This window comes from Methylophaga sp. UBA2012 (assembly GCF_002335235.1).
GTDB classification, from domain to species: domain Bacteria; phylum Pseudomonadota; class Gammaproteobacteria; order Nitrosococcales; family Methylophagaceae; genus Methylophaga; species Methylophaga thalassica.
The window spans coordinates 125,528-141,176 of record NZ_DDCG01000009.1 but is presented as its reverse complement, the minus strand read 5'-3'; the positions used below and the strand labels follow the sequence as shown (position 1 = coordinate 141,176).

General features: G+C 45.3%; 16 protein-coding genes. 11 read left to right on the top strand and 5 right to left on the bottom strand.

The window, feature by feature from the left end; all coding sequences use genetic code 11:
- The first annotated feature begins 7 nt into the window (after window positions 1–7).
- Genes B2248_RS07585 through B2248_RS07575 form a run of 3 tightly spaced genes read left to right on the top strand, consistent with a single transcriptional unit; the run spans window position 8 to window position 2,044 of the window.
- The gene (locus B2248_RS07585) at window positions 8–850 is read left to right on the top strand and encodes a DUF692 domain-containing protein (protein WP_273180429.1); all 843 of its coding nucleotides are present in this window, start codon (window positions 8–10) and stop codon (window positions 848–850) included.
- Window positions 843–1,592 carry a DNA-binding domain-containing protein gene (locus B2248_RS07580; RefSeq protein WP_273180428.1) on the top strand — a complete coding sequence of 250 codons (750 nt, stop codon included), beginning with the start codon at window positions 843–845 and terminating at the stop codon, window positions 1,590–1,592. The genes B2248_RS07585 and B2248_RS07580 overlap by 8 nt, the downstream gene beginning before the upstream one ends.
- The gene (locus B2248_RS07575; protein WP_273180427.1) at window positions 1,589–2,044 is read left to right on the top strand and encodes a DoxX family protein; all 456 of its coding nucleotides are present in this window, start codon (window positions 1,589–1,591) and stop codon (window positions 2,042–2,044) included. Before B2248_RS07580 ends, B2248_RS07575 begins: the two co-directional genes overlap by 4 nt.
- 50 nt (window positions 2,045–2,094) lie before the next feature.
- On the opposite strand, the gene B2248_RS07570 is transcribed toward B2248_RS07575, so the two are convergent.
- The gene (locus B2248_RS07570; protein ID WP_273180426.1) at window positions 2,095–2,994 is read right to left on the bottom strand and encodes a LysR family transcriptional regulator; all 900 of its coding nucleotides are present in this window, start codon (window positions 2,992–2,994) and stop codon (window positions 2,095–2,097) included.
- Window positions 2,995–3,118: 124 nt separating this feature from the next.
- Between B2248_RS07570 and B2248_RS07565 the strand changes: the two genes are divergently transcribed.
- The 4 genes from B2248_RS07565 to B2248_RS07550 are packed head-to-tail and all read left to right on the top strand — an operon-like array spanning window position 3,119 to window position 5,429.
- Entirely contained in the window at window positions 3,119–3,664 is a 546-nt protein-coding gene (locus B2248_RS07565; RefSeq protein WP_273180424.1) for a carboxymuconolactone decarboxylase family protein, read from the top strand.
- Between the two features lie 51 nt (window positions 3,665–3,715).
- Complete coding sequence (locus B2248_RS07560) at window positions 3,716–4,276, top strand: pyridoxamine 5'-phosphate oxidase family protein (RefSeq protein ID WP_273180422.1); 561 nt, start codon at window positions 3,716–3,718, stop codon at window positions 4,274–4,276.
- A 55-nt stretch (window positions 4,277–4,331) separates the two neighbouring features.
- Window positions 4,332–4,937, top strand: a complete 606-nt coding sequence (locus B2248_RS07555) for a glutathione S-transferase family protein (protein ID WP_273180420.1) — start codon at window positions 4,332–4,334, stop codon at window positions 4,935–4,937.
- A gap of 18 nt (window positions 4,938–4,955) precedes the next feature.
- Window positions 4,956–5,429, top strand: coding sequence for a nuclear transport factor 2 family protein (locus B2248_RS07550; RefSeq protein WP_273180419.1), 474 nt, complete (start codon window positions 4,956–4,958; stop codon window positions 5,427–5,429).
- Between the two features lie 36 nt (window positions 5,430–5,465).
- On the opposite strand, the gene B2248_RS07545 is transcribed toward B2248_RS07550, so the two are convergent.
- Window positions 5,466–5,933, bottom strand: coding sequence for a protein tyrosine phosphatase family protein (locus B2248_RS07545; protein ID WP_273180417.1), 468 nt, complete (start codon window positions 5,931–5,933; stop codon window positions 5,466–5,468).
- Between the two features lie 154 nt (window positions 5,934–6,087).
- Between B2248_RS07545 and B2248_RS07540 the strand changes: the two genes are divergently transcribed.
- Complete coding sequence (locus B2248_RS07540) at window positions 6,088–7,089, top strand: amidohydrolase family protein (RefSeq protein WP_273180415.1); 1,002 nt, start codon at window positions 6,088–6,090, stop codon at window positions 7,087–7,089.
- On the opposite strand, the gene B2248_RS07535 is transcribed toward B2248_RS07540, so the two are convergent.
- The 3 genes from B2248_RS07535 to B2248_RS07525 are packed head-to-tail and all read right to left on the bottom strand — an operon-like array spanning window position 7,086 to window position 9,673.
- Entirely contained in the window at window positions 7,086–7,628 is a 543-nt protein-coding gene (locus tag B2248_RS07535) for a DUF3750 domain-containing protein (protein WP_273180412.1), read from the bottom strand. The genes B2248_RS07540 and B2248_RS07535 overlap by 4 nt on opposite strands.
- A 9-nt stretch (window positions 7,629–7,637) precedes the next feature.
- Complete coding sequence (locus B2248_RS07530) at window positions 7,638–9,011, bottom strand: ATP-binding protein (protein ID WP_273180410.1); 1,374 nt, start codon at window positions 9,009–9,011, stop codon at window positions 7,638–7,640.
- Window positions 9,011–9,673, bottom strand: coding sequence for a response regulator (locus B2248_RS07525; protein ID WP_007145076.1), 663 nt, complete (start codon window positions 9,671–9,673; stop codon window positions 9,011–9,013). Before B2248_RS07525 ends, B2248_RS07530 begins: the two co-directional genes overlap by 1 nt.
- Window positions 9,674–9,860: 187 nt before the next feature.
- Between B2248_RS07525 and B2248_RS07520 the strand changes: the two genes are divergently transcribed.
- From B2248_RS07520 to B2248_RS07510, 3 genes are read left to right on the top strand one after another with little or no spacing between them, the layout of a single operon-like run.
- On the top strand, window positions 9,861–11,027 hold the full coding sequence (locus B2248_RS07520) for an efflux RND transporter periplasmic adaptor subunit (RefSeq protein ID WP_273180408.1): 1,167 nt from the start codon (window positions 9,861–9,863) through the stop codon (window positions 11,025–11,027).
- A 6-nt stretch (window positions 11,028–11,033) separates the two neighbouring features.
- Window positions 11,034–14,204 (top strand): efflux RND transporter permease subunit, encoded by a 3,171-nt coding sequence (locus tag B2248_RS07515; RefSeq protein WP_273180406.1) that lies wholly within the window; start codon window positions 11,034–11,036, stop codon window positions 14,202–14,204.
- Complete coding sequence (locus B2248_RS07510; protein WP_273180403.1) at window positions 14,201–15,613, top strand: efflux transporter outer membrane subunit; 1,413 nt, start codon at window positions 14,201–14,203, stop codon at window positions 15,611–15,613. The genes B2248_RS07515 and B2248_RS07510 overlap by 4 nt, the downstream gene beginning before the upstream one ends.
- The last annotated feature ends 36 nt before the right edge of the window (window positions 15,614–15,649 follow it).

The window sequence follows — 15,649 nt, the reverse complement described above, 5'->3', positions numbered from 1 at the left end:
GGCTGAGATGATACAAGTCGGTGTAGGATTACGATCCAAACATTATGAAGCCGCCTTAGAACCGGCCTCCATAGACTTCGTTGAAGTGCATGCAGAGAATTTTTTTGCCGATGGTGGTGTATCTCATGCCATATTGGAGCGTATTTCTGAGCGGTATAAGCTGAGTTTTCATGGTACTTCACTGGGGTTGGGTTCATTCACTCCCCCGCCCTTGGCCCATATCCTGAAAATGCGACGGTTGATTGAACGCTATTCACCCCTATTAGTATCGGATCATGCCTGCTTTAGTTGGTCGAGTGACGGTGACAATATCATGCATGCTGGTGACTTATTGCCACTTCGCTTTGATAAGGAAACACTGAGGGCGATGTGTCGTAATATCCGACGCGTGCAGGATGTTTTTGGTCAGCAACTACTTGTTGAAAATATTTCGTCGTATTTACCCATAACGGCCTCTGTCATACCTGAAGCAGAATTTTTTAATTTACTTTGTCAGTCTACAGGCTGTGCTGTGTTGCTGGATGTTCACAATCTTCACGTCAATGCGGTCAATCAACAGTCACAATCACCTTTAGATGATGTTTTACAGTTTATTTCAGAGCTGGACACAGACTTTGTCGGTGAAATTCATTTAGCCGGCATCGCCGAGCCTTCAGCTGAAATGTGGATTGATGATCATAGCGGCCCAGTCAGTGATGATTGCTGGATGGCTTATTCAGCGGCCATTCAACGTTTTGGTCATGTACCTACCTTAGTTGAATGGGATAGCAGATTACCCGAATGGTCCGAACTTATTGGCGAGGCTATGCGGGCTAAGAACTATGCAAATAAGGTGTCTGGCCATGGCTAATTATCAGTCAGATTTATTTCAGGCACTTTGGCTGCAGACAACTTCCCCGTACAGCACAGAGGCAGTTTCTATCTACAGAAATAATCTGTTGATGAATGCCAATAGAGCCTTAGCCATCACTTATCCAACCGTCGTTCAACTGCTGGGTGAGGACGTGTTTAGCTTGTTGATAAGGGACTTTATCCAGCATGAACTATTGACCGAAGGTGACTGGGGCATGTGGGGGGAAACCCTACCAGACTGGTTAGAACAACATCAGGATCTGGACGATTATCCATTCATTAAAGATTGTGCCAGGCTCGACTGGCTTTGCCATAAAGCCGAGCGAGCGTGTGATGTGGTTAATATGAGCGGGTTTGATCTTGCACCAGAAGCTAACTTAGCAAGCCTGAAACTTCAATATTGTGCTCGCGTGGCGCTGCTTGAATCGAATTACCCCGTGGTTGATATCTGGCAGGCACATCAGGCCTCAGATAAACATCAACGCCAATCTTTTTTTCAACAGGCAAAAAACAAACTCTCAGATGGCAGTGGTCAACACGTCCTTGTTTGGCGGCCTCAATGGAAGGCCAATGTCCGTGAGGTGGATGAGGCTGAGATCGATTGGCTCAGACTCACTGTTTCCGGCTGCGGTATTTCTGATGCACTGGACCAGATTAATCCTCAATTTAATTTTGAAACATGGCTACAACAATCCATCAGTGAGGGGCTTATCACTGGCTTTTATCAGGAGAAAACATGATGACTTATCTTAATTTACGCGTCCCGTATAGCGGGCAACTTATAAAGGCGCGATTGGTACTTGAATCACTGACTTTACTCAGTGTCAGGTTTTACCTGTTCTCTGTCTTTTTCTTTGCTGGCTTTAATAAATTAAAAGACTGGGAATCCACCCTGTTTTTATTTGAGTATGAATATAGCGTGCCGTTTTTAAGACATGATATTGCAGCTTATCTTGGCACAGCAGCCGAGATTGCTTTACCAGTGTTGCTGCTAATTGGGTTATTAACTCCGGTAGCCGCTATCGGTTTGTTTATATTTAATTTTGTGGCTGTTATCAGTTTGGCAGAAATGCCTGCGGCGGCTTTTTTATTACATGTTATCTGGGGTGGATTGCTATTTTCTCTATTGCTTTGGGGACCAGGCAAAATAGCGTTGGATAGGTTCGTATTTAATAGTAGAGATACACACTGATCATATCGGCTATCCAGAGCATATCGACTCTGGATAGCTAGTTGTTCCGTTTAATTCAACGACGTTTGTGAACGTAAGTGTTCCACCATCCAGTCAATCAGGCTCCGTGTTCTGGCAGAAGAATAACGGCCTTCTCTGTGCACCACATGCACGGGGACGGGTGGATGTTCGTATTCGCTTAGAATGATTTTTAATGCCCCACTCTCCAGGCTCTCTGCTACCTGATAAGACAGGAAACGTGATATCCCCATATCCGCTAATACAGCTTTTTCTGCCGAGAAGTTATCGCTGACAGCTAAAAATGGGTCAACCCTGACGCTGCTTGCTTTGCCTTTATCCATAAACTTAAGCTCATTACTGGGGCTGAGTCCTCTGGCCAGAATGATTTTGTGATTAGATAAATCTTCTGGTTTTTTCGGGTAGCCATATTCTTTCAAATATGACGTTGACGCACATAAAACCCGACGAATAGCCCCGACTTTAATGGCTTTATACGATGAGTCCTGTAGTTCACCAATTCGTATCGCGACATCGACACCCTCTTCCAGCATATTGACCACACGATCAACGAATAAGGCATCCACCTGCATGTCCGGGTAGTTTTTTAAATAACTAATAAGCCCATCCATCACATAAAGCCGCCCGAATAATACGGAAGCAGTAATTTTGACCAGCCCTTTGGGGATGGCATTTCTGCCTCTGACAGCGTCATCGGCTTCTTCGGATAAGGCGACTATTTGTTTGGCATCTTTGTAATAACGTTGCCCGGCATCAGTGATTTGCAGATGTCGGGTAGTTCGGTGTAACAGCTTTACGCCCAGTCGGGTTTCCAGTTCTGATACGGCCCGGCTGACGGCGGGAGGACTTAGTCTGAGTTTACGGGCGGCACTGGCAAAACCTTCGTTTTCCACCACGGCCACGAACACCGTCATTAAGTGTAATCGGTCCATTTATTATTCCACTTTATGCAATAGTTAATTAATCATTTGTCTGATTATTATATTTCTGATAATAGCCAATAATGTTCTCGCTGGAAACACAACAGCATTAATTACTGACAACAGGAGAACAAACATGAGCAGAATCACTACCGTCACAGACGATATTGCTAATAACGAACAAGCAGAATTATTTGCAGCCATTAAAACAAAATTAGGCATCGTGCCCAATTTCCTTCGGGTGTTTGCCAATTCACCGGATGCACTGAAAGCCTTTCTGGGTTTTCACCATATTGCTGGCAATGGCTCTTTGGATGCCGCCACACGTGAGCGAATTGCATTAACGCTGGCCCAGAAAAATGAATGTAGCTATTGCTTATCAGCGCATACGGCTATCGGACGTAAAACCGGACTCAACAGCGATGAGATAACCGCCAACCGTCAGGGTGACAGCCATGATGCGAAAGCCGCAGTGGCTGTGAAGTTTGCACGCAAACTAGCTGAGCACACAGGTGAGGTGACGACCGCTGAACTACAGGAAATGCGTGATGCAGGGTTTACTGATGCCGACATTGTTGAAGTGATTACCCATACAGGCATTAACTTATTAACGAATATTCTGAGTAAAGCCAGTCGTGTCGAAATTGACTTTCCTAAAGTCGATTTGAATCAGGCGGCGTAGAGCAGAGAGTGTCCGGCCTTCTGGCCGGGCAGTTATTCTGAGGAGCGTAATATGGCCAGAGCATTTACCAAAATCGTTTTCACCGATCCTGTGAAACAGGTGCAGTCTGATATGGGCAGTCGCGCGCTTTATCAGACACTGGAACATGGTGTAACGGATGAAGTATTTATTGATGCCCGAGTAAAACTATTTATCGAACAACAGGATAGCTTCTATATAGCAACCACGAATGAGGATGGTTGGCCGTATATTCAGCACCGCGGCGGGCCAAAAGGTTTTCTGAAAGTGTTGAATGAGACACAAATTGGCTTTGCTGACTTTGCTGGCAACCGGCAATATCTCACGGTGGGTAATATTCTTGGCAATAATAAGGTGTGTTTATTTTTGATGAACTATGCCGAAAAACGCCGGCTGAAACTATGGGGCCGTGCTGAATTGGTTCAGGAACAGGATAATGCCAGTCTGGTTGAACAACTTGAGGTGGCTGAGTTTCGGGCCCCTGTTGAGCGAGGCATTGTTATCACGCTGCAAGCGATGGACTGGAATTGCCCAAAGTATATTACGCCGCGTTATACGCAGGATGAAATAGCGCAGTTTTTAGTTGATGATTAGCGTGTAATTAATTGATAAGGCTATTTTATTTAGCCTTTAAAAGAGCGTCTTGATTATGATTTTATATAACATTCCATTATCGGGTAACTGCCATAAAGTCAGGCTAATGCTTTGCTTTTTAGGCTTGGACTATCAAATATACGATTTAGATTTGGGGACGACTGAACAGTTAAGTGAAGATTTTTTGAAATTAAATCCATTTGGGCAGGCACCTGTGATTAATGATCAAGGTGTGGTGGTTCGTGATAGTCAGGCGATTTTAGTTTATCTGGCTAAAAAGTATGGCGGTGAACAATGGTGGTCTGAGGATCCTATTCTATTAGCCGAGATCACAAGCTGGTTATCTACAGCCGCGAATGAGCTACAAAATGGTCCGGCCAGATTACGTCTGCACCATAAAATGGGCCGACCTATCGACGTTAAACACGCCACTGATACTACAACGAAGTTGTTGAACATCATTGACTGTCATTTAGCCAATAGACAGTGGCTAGTCGCTGACAAGTTAAGCATTGCTGATATTGCTATTTACCCTTATCTGGCCTTGGCTCATGAAGGCCAGGTCAATCTCAGTCACTATCAGAATATCAGTGCTTGGCTGGCACGGTTTGAGTCTTTACCAGACTATGTGTCCATGCCAGGCATCAACCTACAAATCTAATATTGGAGAACAAACACTATGACAACTGACATTAAGCCCCCTCTTCCGCCATTTGATGAAGCCTCGGCGACACAGAAAGTCCGCATGGCTGAAGATGCCTGGAATAGTCGCGACCCAGATCGTGTTGCACAGGTTTACACCGAAGATACGATTTGGCGTAACCGTGCTGAATTTCCACGTGGTCGTGACCAAGTCAGAGACTTTTTGCAGAAAAAATGGGCAAGAGAGCTCGACTATCGTTTAATAAAAGAACTGTGGGCCTTTGAACAAAACCGTATTGCTGTGCGCTTTGCTTATGAATGGCATGATGACAGCGGTAACTGGTTTCGCTCATATGGTAATGAAAACTGGGAATTTAATGAGCAAGGCTTAATGCAGCGTCGCTTTGCCTGCATTAATGATTTGCCCATTACAGAATCCAATCGCTTATTTCATTGGGCATTAGGAAGAAGACCGGATGATCACCCGAGTTTGAGTGATTTAAACCTGTAAACCATGACGGCTCCGGGTCGATGTATCAGCCCGGGGCTATTTTACTGCTTCTAACAGCTTCGCTTCAGATTGCGTGATAAACGCAGACCAGGTTTCATTGGGTTGCCATGATGGCAGCATTGCTTGCTTAGCTTCATGCTCAGGCAGTTGTTCAATGACACGCAGATAAAGATACAAAAATGCGGATGCCCGGTAGTTCAACGCACAGTGAACCCAGATTTTTCTATCCGAAAGTCCGGCCATGACATTAAAGAATTGGATTAAATGGCTCTGCTTAGGGGCATCAAAGGGTACGGGGATATGAACATAGGTCATGCCTAAGCTGGTGACAATATGGCCTTCATCTGCAATAGCTGAACTGGAATCGGGCAGCGCCAGATTGATAATGACTTGATAGCCTTGCTCTGCAATTTGTTCAAACTCATTGACTGCAGGCTGGCCTGAACTGGCAATAGTCGTTGTTACCGCTAAGTAGTTTTTAATATTGGTCTGCACAGCAGTCATACTCCATGTTTTATCGTCAGGGTAAGCCTATCATGGCTTATTATCAGGAAACACTTATCAGTATATCTATGGCATTATGCCTGCCTGAATAGCCATGTGAACTCTCGGCTGAAATGACACTCTGAATACCTTTAATAATAAAAAACACTTAACAATGACGTTAAAAACAGGACTCGCTTTTTCTTTACTGCTGGCCAGTCAGCTTGTGTCAGCTCGTGATTACATCGACGCACATTTACACTACGTCGACTTTTTCCAGGAAACAGATGGCATGCCGGCCTTACTGAAGGCCATGGATGAAAGTGATATTACGCAAGCGGTGATTATGGGGATTCCGGTTGCGAAAACATGGCATGAAAATGAACCCAAAAAACCCCGTTATTATGCCGGTGATGACGCAGCTATTTATTGGTACAGCGCTACCGACTTTGAATTACACGCTGCCATAGAATCACTCAACCCCGAACAACAAAAACGCTTTATTCCCTTTTTGTCTGGTTTTAATCCCGACGATAAAAACTCGGTGAATCATATACGTCGTGCTTTAGAATTAAATCCCGGCTTTTGGCAAGGCATTGGCGAAGTCTTTACCCGCCATGATGATTTAACGGCATTGATTCACGGCAGTGCACCCCGTGCCAATAGTGAAGCGATGATGAAAGTCTATAAGTTGGCTGCTGAGTATGATTTACCGGTGTTATTGCACAGTAATATCACCTCAAAACGTGAGCGTAACCCTTTGTATTTAGAAGAGTTAGAGGAGGCTTTAAAAAAGAATCCTGAAGTGAAGTTTATCTGGGCTCATGCTGGCACCAGTAAAGAGTTACACCGTCATCAGGAGGAGCTGGACTTTATACGCCCCCTTCTGCAAGAGCTATTAGACAAATACGATAATCTGACCATTGATTTGTCATGGACGATGATTGAACCCTATTTATTAAATGAAAAAGGTCAGCCTCGTGCTAAATGGCTGGCGTTGTTGGAACAATACCCAAGCCGCTTTGTGATTGGTAGTGATGTGGTCGGTAGCTTTGATAACCTGGGTAAAATTATGCATGGCTTTGATCCGGTATTGGATGCCTTACCCGCCGATGTGGCTAAAGCCATTGCTCATGATAACTTTTTAGCCTTATTACCTAAAAAGACGGCTGATTAATCTGCGTAACCACTACCGATAGCCCGAAATGGCATTTTTAAGTCCAGCTCTTTGACTTGTAACCCCACCCAGGCTGGGAAGGTATTGCTGTTAGGGCCGGGAAATAAGGTGTAGTCATTAGCCCAAGGATAATGCGATACCGCCGTTTTGATTTTGGGGATCAGCTCGGCGGCTTTCTGCCCATGCAGAGATAAGATTTTTTCCGGTCTGGCGCCATACCAATAGGTGTCAGGTGTGGTGGTTTGATATTCCCGTAATGCTGGTAAACCTCGCTTTACACGCCAGCCAACCACTTCATAGACCGTATAACTTGCTGCATTTTCTGGTTTTATGGCAATCCAGGTATGCACGGCAAACCAGCCGCGCCAGCTAAAGGCATCCGCGGCATAGACTTCAATAATGGCTTGTTTCTGTGTCGCCGGATCGGCTGCAATACCGGCTGATTCACGGCTGGCTGTTCGCCAATCTTTTGTTGTACAGGCGCTTAGTGAAAACACCGAAACCAACAAAATACACATTGCTTTTAAGCTGTTATTCATCATAAATAGCTAGTTGAGTGTTTGCTCTGAGTTGAGCTCATGGCTGGAATATGGCAATGAAATATCGACACGTAATCCTGCTTTTGTATTACTGATGGTCAATTTACCATTCAGGATATCAATGACGGCTTTCGTAATACTTAATCCCAAACCGAAATTACCTTTTTTCTTGTCATGTACAAAGCGGTTGGTCACATTGGGTAATAAGTCGGGATTGATGCCCCCTGCTTCATCGGTGATCTGCCAGGTGACAAAGTCTGGTTGCTCAGTCACCAGAATAGACACCGATTGTTCCGCTGAAGAAAATTGAATGGCATTTTTGATCACGTTTCTAATCGCCACCGCTACTAACTCCTGTGGTAGCAACAAGTCCTGTTCACTATGAATAATTTTGTGAATCTGGATCTGATTTTCTTGAATCATACCCTGCAGTGGCATTAGCGCTTTTGCGGTAATCTCACTCGCCGAACTGCTGACAGTAATGGACGCCATTTGCTCGGCATCCAGTCTTGCCAGCATTAATAACTGATCCAGCAATTCCGTTAGCTGTTTGACGGCCAGGTTCGCTTGCTTGAGATTGTTATCAACGGTTTCACCTTGTTTGAGCATGGCCACTTGAAGCTGTGTAGTAATACCCGCCAGTGGTGTTCTCAGCTCATGAGCTGCATCTGCGGTAAAACGGCGCTCGCTCTCCAGCACCGCTTTGACTCTGGCGAGTAAGGCGTTAAAGCCGGCAATCACACCTTTAACTTCACTCGGCACATCCTCAATTTCTATTGGCGTTAAACTGTTACCCGTGTGTTTATCAAAATGATCCTGTAGCTGTGTCATCGGTTTAAAGACACGCTGGATAATAAAATACAGGGAGATAATTAAGGTCAGAACAGCCAGAATCCAGGGAATAAGTACTCCAATTAATACAATATTGAAGAGCTGACGGCGTTTATCCAGCTTCTCAGCAGTGGTCACTGAAATACCATGTTCGGTCAGTTTGAATACACGCCAGATGGTGCCATTGTCACGAATAAAGCTGTAACCATCTTTCACAGAAGTCAGCACGTCCTGATTACCGTCTTCTGTGCTAATAATTAATTCACCATCGATGCGAGTGACATTACATACAATAACCTCAGTATTATCTTTATTTTGTTCAATCTGTTGTATGAGTTCATTAGTCAGTGACGATGACGGTTTTTCATTTTTCACATCGTATTGGTGCACTATGTGAGACAGCATTTTTGCTGAAGCAGCTAGGCGGTCATCCAAAATCTCTTTCACATCACTTTTGATGGTGTGATACATAAACGGACCTATGGCCAGACATAAAATACCCGTGACCAGTAGTACTGAGATTAATAACTTATTTCTTAAGCTGCCTTTCATTATTTATCAACGGCCAAAAAGTAGCCTAAGCGACGTTCAGTACATATCAGATCGGTACCGAGTTTCTTACGCAGATTGTGTATATGCACGGCGACGGCATTACTTGCCACACCTTCAGCCCAGCCATAAAGTCTGTCCTGAAGTTGGTCTGTATTAACAACTTTACCTGGTTGGTGCATTAAGGCTTCCAGCACAATCAATTCACTTTTGGATAATTTCACCGGCAGACCGTTAGCTTTAACTTCACCCTTAGTGGGGTTATAGCTGATATGGGCAAAGGTGATAACGTTGTCTGCCCGACCAGCGATGCGACGGGTGATGGATTGCAGCCGAGCCACCAACTCATCAAAGTCAAAAGGTTTAGTGAGGTAGTCATCCGCCCCGGCTGATAATCCAGTCACTCTGTCTGGAATGGCGTCACGTGCCGTGAGGATAAGGACTGGAATCAATATCTTATTCTGACGCCAGTTAGTGAGTAATGTCATACCATCGTAATCTGGCAGTGATAGATCAAGAATCACCACATCGTAATCGACATGTTGAATGGCCTGATTGGCGGTATTAGCGTCTGTCACCCAGTCAGTACTGTGACCGAGCGTTTCCAGACCTTGTTTAATACCATCACCGACGATGTCATTGTCTTCAACCAGTAAAATATACATAGATGATTCCCAAGAATTACACACTTATTATGGTTAATAACATTAAGTGAACATTAAGATCAGCCTAATGTAGGGCTAACAATAGCCACTTAGACTTGATGAAAATTACACATCAAGGTGTATATATTCGCCTTTTGTTGCTGAAGCAAACAACCTGATTGAATTTATTTATATAGAGATGTTTATCATGCGAGCCATTCCTTTAACACTGCTTTCTGCTTTTTCCCTGATGCTGGTTGCCTGTTCTGAGCCAGAGAGTCAGGCACCACAACAGCAAGCCAAGCCTGCTGAAGTCGATGTTGCCATTCCGCTTCAACACAAACTGACCGATTGGGATGAGTTTACAGGTCGCTTTGAAGCCATTAGCAACGTCAATTTACGGGCCCGTGTCACTGGCTACCTTATCGAGAAAAAGTTTAAAGATGGTCAGCAAGTTAAAAAAGGTGATGTGTTGTACGTGATTGACCCACGTCCTTTTCGTTATGAGTTAAGGCAAATTCAGGCTCAATATGAGCTCGCTAAAAAGGAATTGGATCGTGCCCATCTATTACGTGAGTCCAATGCAATTTCGCAAGAAGAAGTCGATAGACGTTTCCAGGAGCTTCAGATTACCGAAGCCTCATTAAACAATGCCAAGCTCCAGTTAGGCTTTACTGAAGTGACCTCTCCTATCGACGGTAAAATTAGTGATAGCTATGTTGATGTTGGCAATATGGTCGAAGAAAACCAGACCATTTTGACCCGTATCGTTAGCACCAATCCTATCCACTTCCGTTTCGAAGGTTCACAAGGCGATTTATTGAAATACATCCGTCTTGATCGTGCAGGCCAACGCCCAAGTAGTGATTCCAGCCCTAATCCTATCTATATCAAATTGATGGACGAAGATAAGTTCTACCACGAAGGCACTATGCACTTCGTCGACAATGTGGTCGATAGTGCCACAGGCACTATCCAGGCGACTGCGACGGTAAATAATGATGAAGGGATTATTTATCCCGGACTGTTTGGCCGTGCTCGCTTGCTGGGCCGTGCCAATTACGACGCCGTATTGGTACCTGAAAATGCTATCAATACGGATCAGGATAAAAAGTTTGTTTATCTCATTGATGAGAATAATGCCATCAAACGTCAGTATGTCACTGTCGGTAATTTACTTGAAAATGATCTGATTGTGGTCAGCACAGGTTTAACCGGTAATGAAAAAGTGGTGGTGAATGGCATTCAACGTATACAAGCCAGTGGGCAGGAAGTGACACCGAATGTGGTCGAGCTTGAGTGGAAACCTATCAATGTTTTAGGCAAGCAAGCTTCTGATGAAACAACGAACACGACAAACACTGATAAGGAATAAGCGACTGTGAATTTCCCAAAATTCTTTATTGATAGGCCTATTTTTGCTTCGGTACTCTCCATCATCGTTGTCATTATTGGCTACATGGCTTACCTGAGTTTGCCGATTGAGCAGTACCCACAAGTAGCACCACCGACCATACAAGTCTCCGCCACTTACCCTGGCGCAACAGCCGAAACCGTGGCGGAAACGGTAGCCACGCCGATTGAGCAAGAAGTGAATGGGGTTGAGGGCATGCTTTATATGTACTCTCAATCATCTGCCGATGGCTCGATGACCCTGACAGTTACCTTTGAGCTGGGAACCGATCTGGATACCGCGCAAGTCTTAGTACAAAACCGGGTGGCGATTGCTGAAGCAAAATTACCACAGAGTGTCCGTGCTCTAGGGGTCACCACCAAGAAGAACTCGCCAGATCTGATGATCGTTATCAACCTCTCCTCTCCCGACGGTACCTACGATCAAAACTACCTCGCTAATTATGGTGTATTGAATATTCGTGACCGTATTCGTCGTATTGATGGCGTCGGTGAAGTACCGGTTTATGGCGCCTCAGATTACGCGATGCGTATCTGGTTAAAACCTGACTTACTTCAGTCGTATGATATTGCAGCGGGTGATGTGATATCGGCTATCCGCAGCCAAAACGTTCAGGTTGCCAGCGGTACCTTAAACCGTGCTCCACAACCCGATCAGAACTATTATGAATATATTATTCAGACGCAAGGACGATTAACCACCCCTGAAGAGTTTGGTGAAGTTATTGTCAAAGCCAGTGATGATGGCCGTATCGTTCGGCTGCGTGATGTAGCTCGCATCGAATTAGCGGCACAGGAATACATCACAAAAGGTTATTTAGGTGGTAAACAAGCCGTTGCCTTGCCTATATTCCAACGTCCGGGCACCAATGCGATTGAAACAGCCAATCAGATCAAAGCTGAAATGGAAGATATCGCGGCCGATTTCCCGCCAGGTATGACCTATGAGTTTGCTTATAACCCGACTGACTTTATCGAACAATCGGTAGATGCGGTGAAAATGACGGTGTATGAAGCCGTATTTCTGGTGGTGATTGTTATTCTGGTTTTCTTGCAAACCTGGCGTGCAGCGATTATCCCTATTGTAGCTATCCCGGTATCGCTTATTGGTACCTTTGCAGTGATGTCAGCCATTGGTTTCTCGTTAAACAACCTGACGTTATTCGGCCTGGTCTTAGCCATCGGTATCGTGGTGGATGATGCGATTGTTATTGTTGAAAACATGGAGCGGAATCTTAGAAATGGTCTGTCTCCCCGTGAGTCAGCACGTAAAACCATGGATGAGGTAGGCTCGGCATTAATTGCCATGGGGCTGGTATTAGTTGCGGTGTTCCTGCCTACCCTGTTCCTCGAAGGGATTTCAGGCGAATTTTATCAAGCCTTTGGTATCACCATCGCTGTGGCGACAATGATTTCTGTGGCGGTATCGTTAACCTTATCACCGGCTTTAGCCGCGATTTTGATGAAGTCTCATGACAAGAATAAGCCAGAAAAACCGGTTAAATGGTATCGCTCACCGGTTAAAGCGTTCTTTAATGGTTTCAACCGGGGGATGGAAGGTTTATCTGCTCGCTATGGTTGGTTTGTTGGTAAAACCATCCGTATGGGACTCATTATGTTAGTGATTTATGCGGGCTTGATGACCTTAACCGCATTTCAGTTTAACCGCGTACCTACTGGCTTTATTCCAACGCAGGATCAAGGCTCTTTGATTGTGGCCATTACACTGCCTGATGGCGCTTCCTTTAATGCCACGGATAAAGTGGTTCAGGCTGTTACTGATCAAATGTTGTCAGTGCCAGGTGTCAAAAACGCGGTTGGCTTTACGGGTTTTTCTGGTGCGACCAGAACCATACAATCGAATGCAGCCGTCATATTTACACCTTTAGAGCCGTTTGAAGATCGCATTGCTAAAGGGATTAAATATCAAACCATCCTCAGTGATATGCGGGCTGTTGCTGCTGGCTTCAAAGAAGCCAAAGTAGCGGTATTTGAGCGTCCTCCTGTACCCGGTATTGGTAGTGCGGGTGGTTTCAAAATGATGCTGCAAGACCGTGGTGGTCGTGGCTTAAAAGTTTTAGAGCAGGCCGCTACCGATATGGCAGCCGCTGCGAATAGTCCTGATAGTCCTGCCACCACAGCGGTGTATTCGTTCTTTAATACCAATAATCCTCAAATCTACCTGGATATTGATCGTAATAAAGCCGAACGTCTTAACGTGCCCGTCGCTGACGTATTTGAGGCTTTAGAAGTGTTTATTGGCTCTGTCTATGTTAATGATTTCAATTATTTAGGTAGAACATTTAGAGTAACAGCTCAGGCTGAAGCAGAAGATCGTTTATCGGTAGATGATGCGCTGAGAATCCGGGTCAGAAGCACCAATGGTGATATGGTGCCGTTAGGATCTTTTGCCACAGTACGGGATACGTCTGGCCCTTCGCGTGTGCCACGCTATAACTTATATCCAGCAGCGGGTGTCATGGGCAGTAGTGCTGATGGCTTTAGTAGTGGTCAAACACTTGATGCGATGGAAGACTTAGCCGCCAAAATCCTGCCTGATGGCATTGGTTATGAGTGGACTGAAATAGCTTATCAGGAGAAAGCGACCGGTGACACAGCCGCCCTGGCTTTTCTGCTGGCCGTGGTGTTTGTCTTCTTATTACTGGCAGCACAGTACGAAAGTTGGGCATTACCGTTTTCTATCATCCTGATTGTGCCGATGTGTTTGTTATCCGCTATTACCGGTGTTTATCTGGCAAAAATGGATAACAATATTCTGACGCAGATAGGTTTGGTCGTTCTGGTTGGTTTAGCCTCAAAGAATGCTATTTTAATTGTCGAGTTTGCCAGAGAATTGGAACGTCAAGGGCGGTCTGTCTGGGATGCGGCTGTTGAAGCAGCCAGATTACGTCTGCGTCCAATCCTGATGACCTCATTTGCTTTCATTCTTGGGGTTGTGCCCATGGCCATTGCTCAAGGAGCAGGTGCTGAGATGCGACAAGCATTAGGTATAGCTGTGTTTTCGGGCATGTTGGGTGTAACCTTCTTCGGGCTGATATTTACGCCGGTCTTTTATGTGATTTGTCGACGTGTCGCATTGCACTTCAAACCTGAGAAAACGACAGGAGAAACATCATGAAAAAACTGATGCTCTGTACATTAATTAGCCTGTCCGTTAGCGGCTGTGCTCAATTTCGTGATTATCAGTCCCCCACGGCGGATAGTTCAGTTGAAACCACCCAACTAAGCGATGACAGCTACCAATTTGCTACGGCACAGCAACCAATTGCTGACTGGTGGACTTCCTTTCAGGATCCCCAACTCAGTCAATTGGTTGAAGAAGCTTTATCACATAACCTTGATGTACGTATTGCACTGGCAAACTTGCAAGCTGCTCGGGCTTTATCCAGAGCGGTTGGGTCAGATAGATACCCGACTGTTGACGCAAATGCTGGCTACAGCCGGAATCTGTATTCTGAAGAAGCACAAAACTCAACAACGCGAGCAGCGGATATTTATGAGACCGGATTTGATGCCAATTGGGAATTAGATATTTTCGGTCGTGTCAGTTACGGTATTCAGTCTCAGCTTGCTCAGGAACAAGCTATCGCTGCTGATTTACAACAAATGTATGTCAGTGTCGCTGCAGAAGTCGCCAGACAGTACTTTGTTTTGCGTGGTGCTCAATATCGGCTGGATATTGCTCAGCGCAATGCTGAGAACCAAAAAGAAACCTTTGAATTAACAGAAAAAATACTCAATGCTGGTGGCGCCAGCGCCCTGGACGTCAGTCGGGCCAGAACACAGTTAAGTCTGACTCGTTCAACTATTCCACCGCTGAGAGCGCAGATAGACTCAACTATCAACAGCCTGTCGGTTCTCACAGGGCAAGTGCCAGATGCTCTGCGTAGCAACTTGTCTCAGAGCAAAGCCTTGCCATCTTTACCACTCAGCGTGGCAGTCGGTGATGCTCAACAACTGCTAAACAGACGCCCGGATATTCGTTCAGCAGAGCGTTCACTGGCTGCCAGCGTGGCTGATTACAATCTAAGGGTGGCGGACTTATTTCCCAAGGTAAGTATTCTCGGCTCACTCGGTTTCATTTCGACAAACCTAAGTAGCTTTGGTACATCAGCCCTCGCGGGTTCAATTGGTCCATCAATCAGTTGGCAAGTCTTTGATCGCGATCGTCTCAAAGCATATGTCGACCAGGCTGATGCCCAAACTGATACGGCCTTGGCACGATATGAAAAAACAGTGTTATCGGCGCTTGAAGAAATTCAATCCGCCATGAGTGACTTCTCAAATGAAGAACAACGACGTGCCGAACTGCAACAAGCTGCTGCATCGGCGAAGCAATCTGCCACCATGGCCAGAAATCGTTTTGATAGTGGCTATGATAATTTTCTTGATGTGTTGGATGCTGAGCGCACACTGCTCGAAGCAGAAGATACCCTGGCAAACAGCGAAATTACATCAGTTCTTAATTTAGTGTCTATTTACAAAGCGTTAGGTGGTGGCTGGCAGGTAAAAGCTCAGCAGCCCTAGTATGTGTAGAACGTCGGAAAACGCCGCCCTCTTCCT

Bases quoted from the DNA above. Each gene is read 5' to 3' on its own strand.
- B2248_RS07510 (WP_273180403.1), top strand. From the start codon at position 14,201: ATGAAAAAACTGATGCTCTGTACATTAATTAGCCTGTCCGTTAGCGGC.
- B2248_RS07540 (WP_273180415.1), top strand. From the start codon at position 6,088: ATGACGTTAAAAACAGGACTCGCTTTTTCTTTACTGCTGGCCAGTCAG.
- B2248_RS07530 (WP_273180410.1), bottom strand. From the start codon at position 9,011: ATGAAAGGCAGCTTAAGAAATAAGTTATTAATCTCAGTACTACTGGTC.
- B2248_RS07535 (WP_273180412.1), bottom strand. From the start codon at position 7,628: ATGAATAACAGCTTAAAAGCAATGTGTATTTTGTTGGTTTCGGTGTTT.
- B2248_RS07550 (WP_273180419.1), top strand. From the start codon at position 4,956: ATGACAACTGACATTAAGCCCCCTCTTCCGCCATTTGATGAAGCCTCG.
- B2248_RS07570 (WP_273180426.1), bottom strand. From the start codon at position 2,994: ATGGACCGATTACACTTAATGACGGTGTTCGTGGCCGTGGTGGAAAAC.
- B2248_RS07565 (WP_273180424.1), top strand. From the start codon at position 3,119: ATGAGCAGAATCACTACCGTCACAGACGATATTGCTAATAACGAACAA.
- B2248_RS07520 (WP_273180408.1), top strand. From the start codon at position 9,861: ATGCGAGCCATTCCTTTAACACTGCTTTCTGCTTTTTCCCTGATGCTG.
- B2248_RS07555 (WP_273180420.1), top strand. From the start codon at position 4,332: ATGATTTTATATAACATTCCATTATCGGGTAACTGCCATAAAGTCAGG.
- B2248_RS07545 (WP_273180417.1), bottom strand. From the start codon at position 5,933: ATGACTGCTGTGCAGACCAATATTAAAAACTACTTAGCGGTAACAACG.
- B2248_RS07585 (WP_273180429.1), top strand. From the start codon at position 8: ATGATACAAGTCGGTGTAGGATTACGATCCAAACATTATGAAGCCGCC.
- B2248_RS07580 (WP_273180428.1), top strand. From the start codon at position 843: ATGGCTAATTATCAGTCAGATTTATTTCAGGCACTTTGGCTGCAGACA.
- B2248_RS07575 (WP_273180427.1), top strand. From the start codon at position 1,589: ATGATGACTTATCTTAATTTACGCGTCCCGTATAGCGGGCAACTTATA.
- B2248_RS07525 (WP_007145076.1), bottom strand. From the start codon at position 9,673: ATGTATATTTTACTGGTTGAAGACAATGACATCGTCGGTGATGGTATT.
- B2248_RS07560 (WP_273180422.1), top strand. From the start codon at position 3,716: ATGGCCAGAGCATTTACCAAAATCGTTTTCACCGATCCTGTGAAACAG.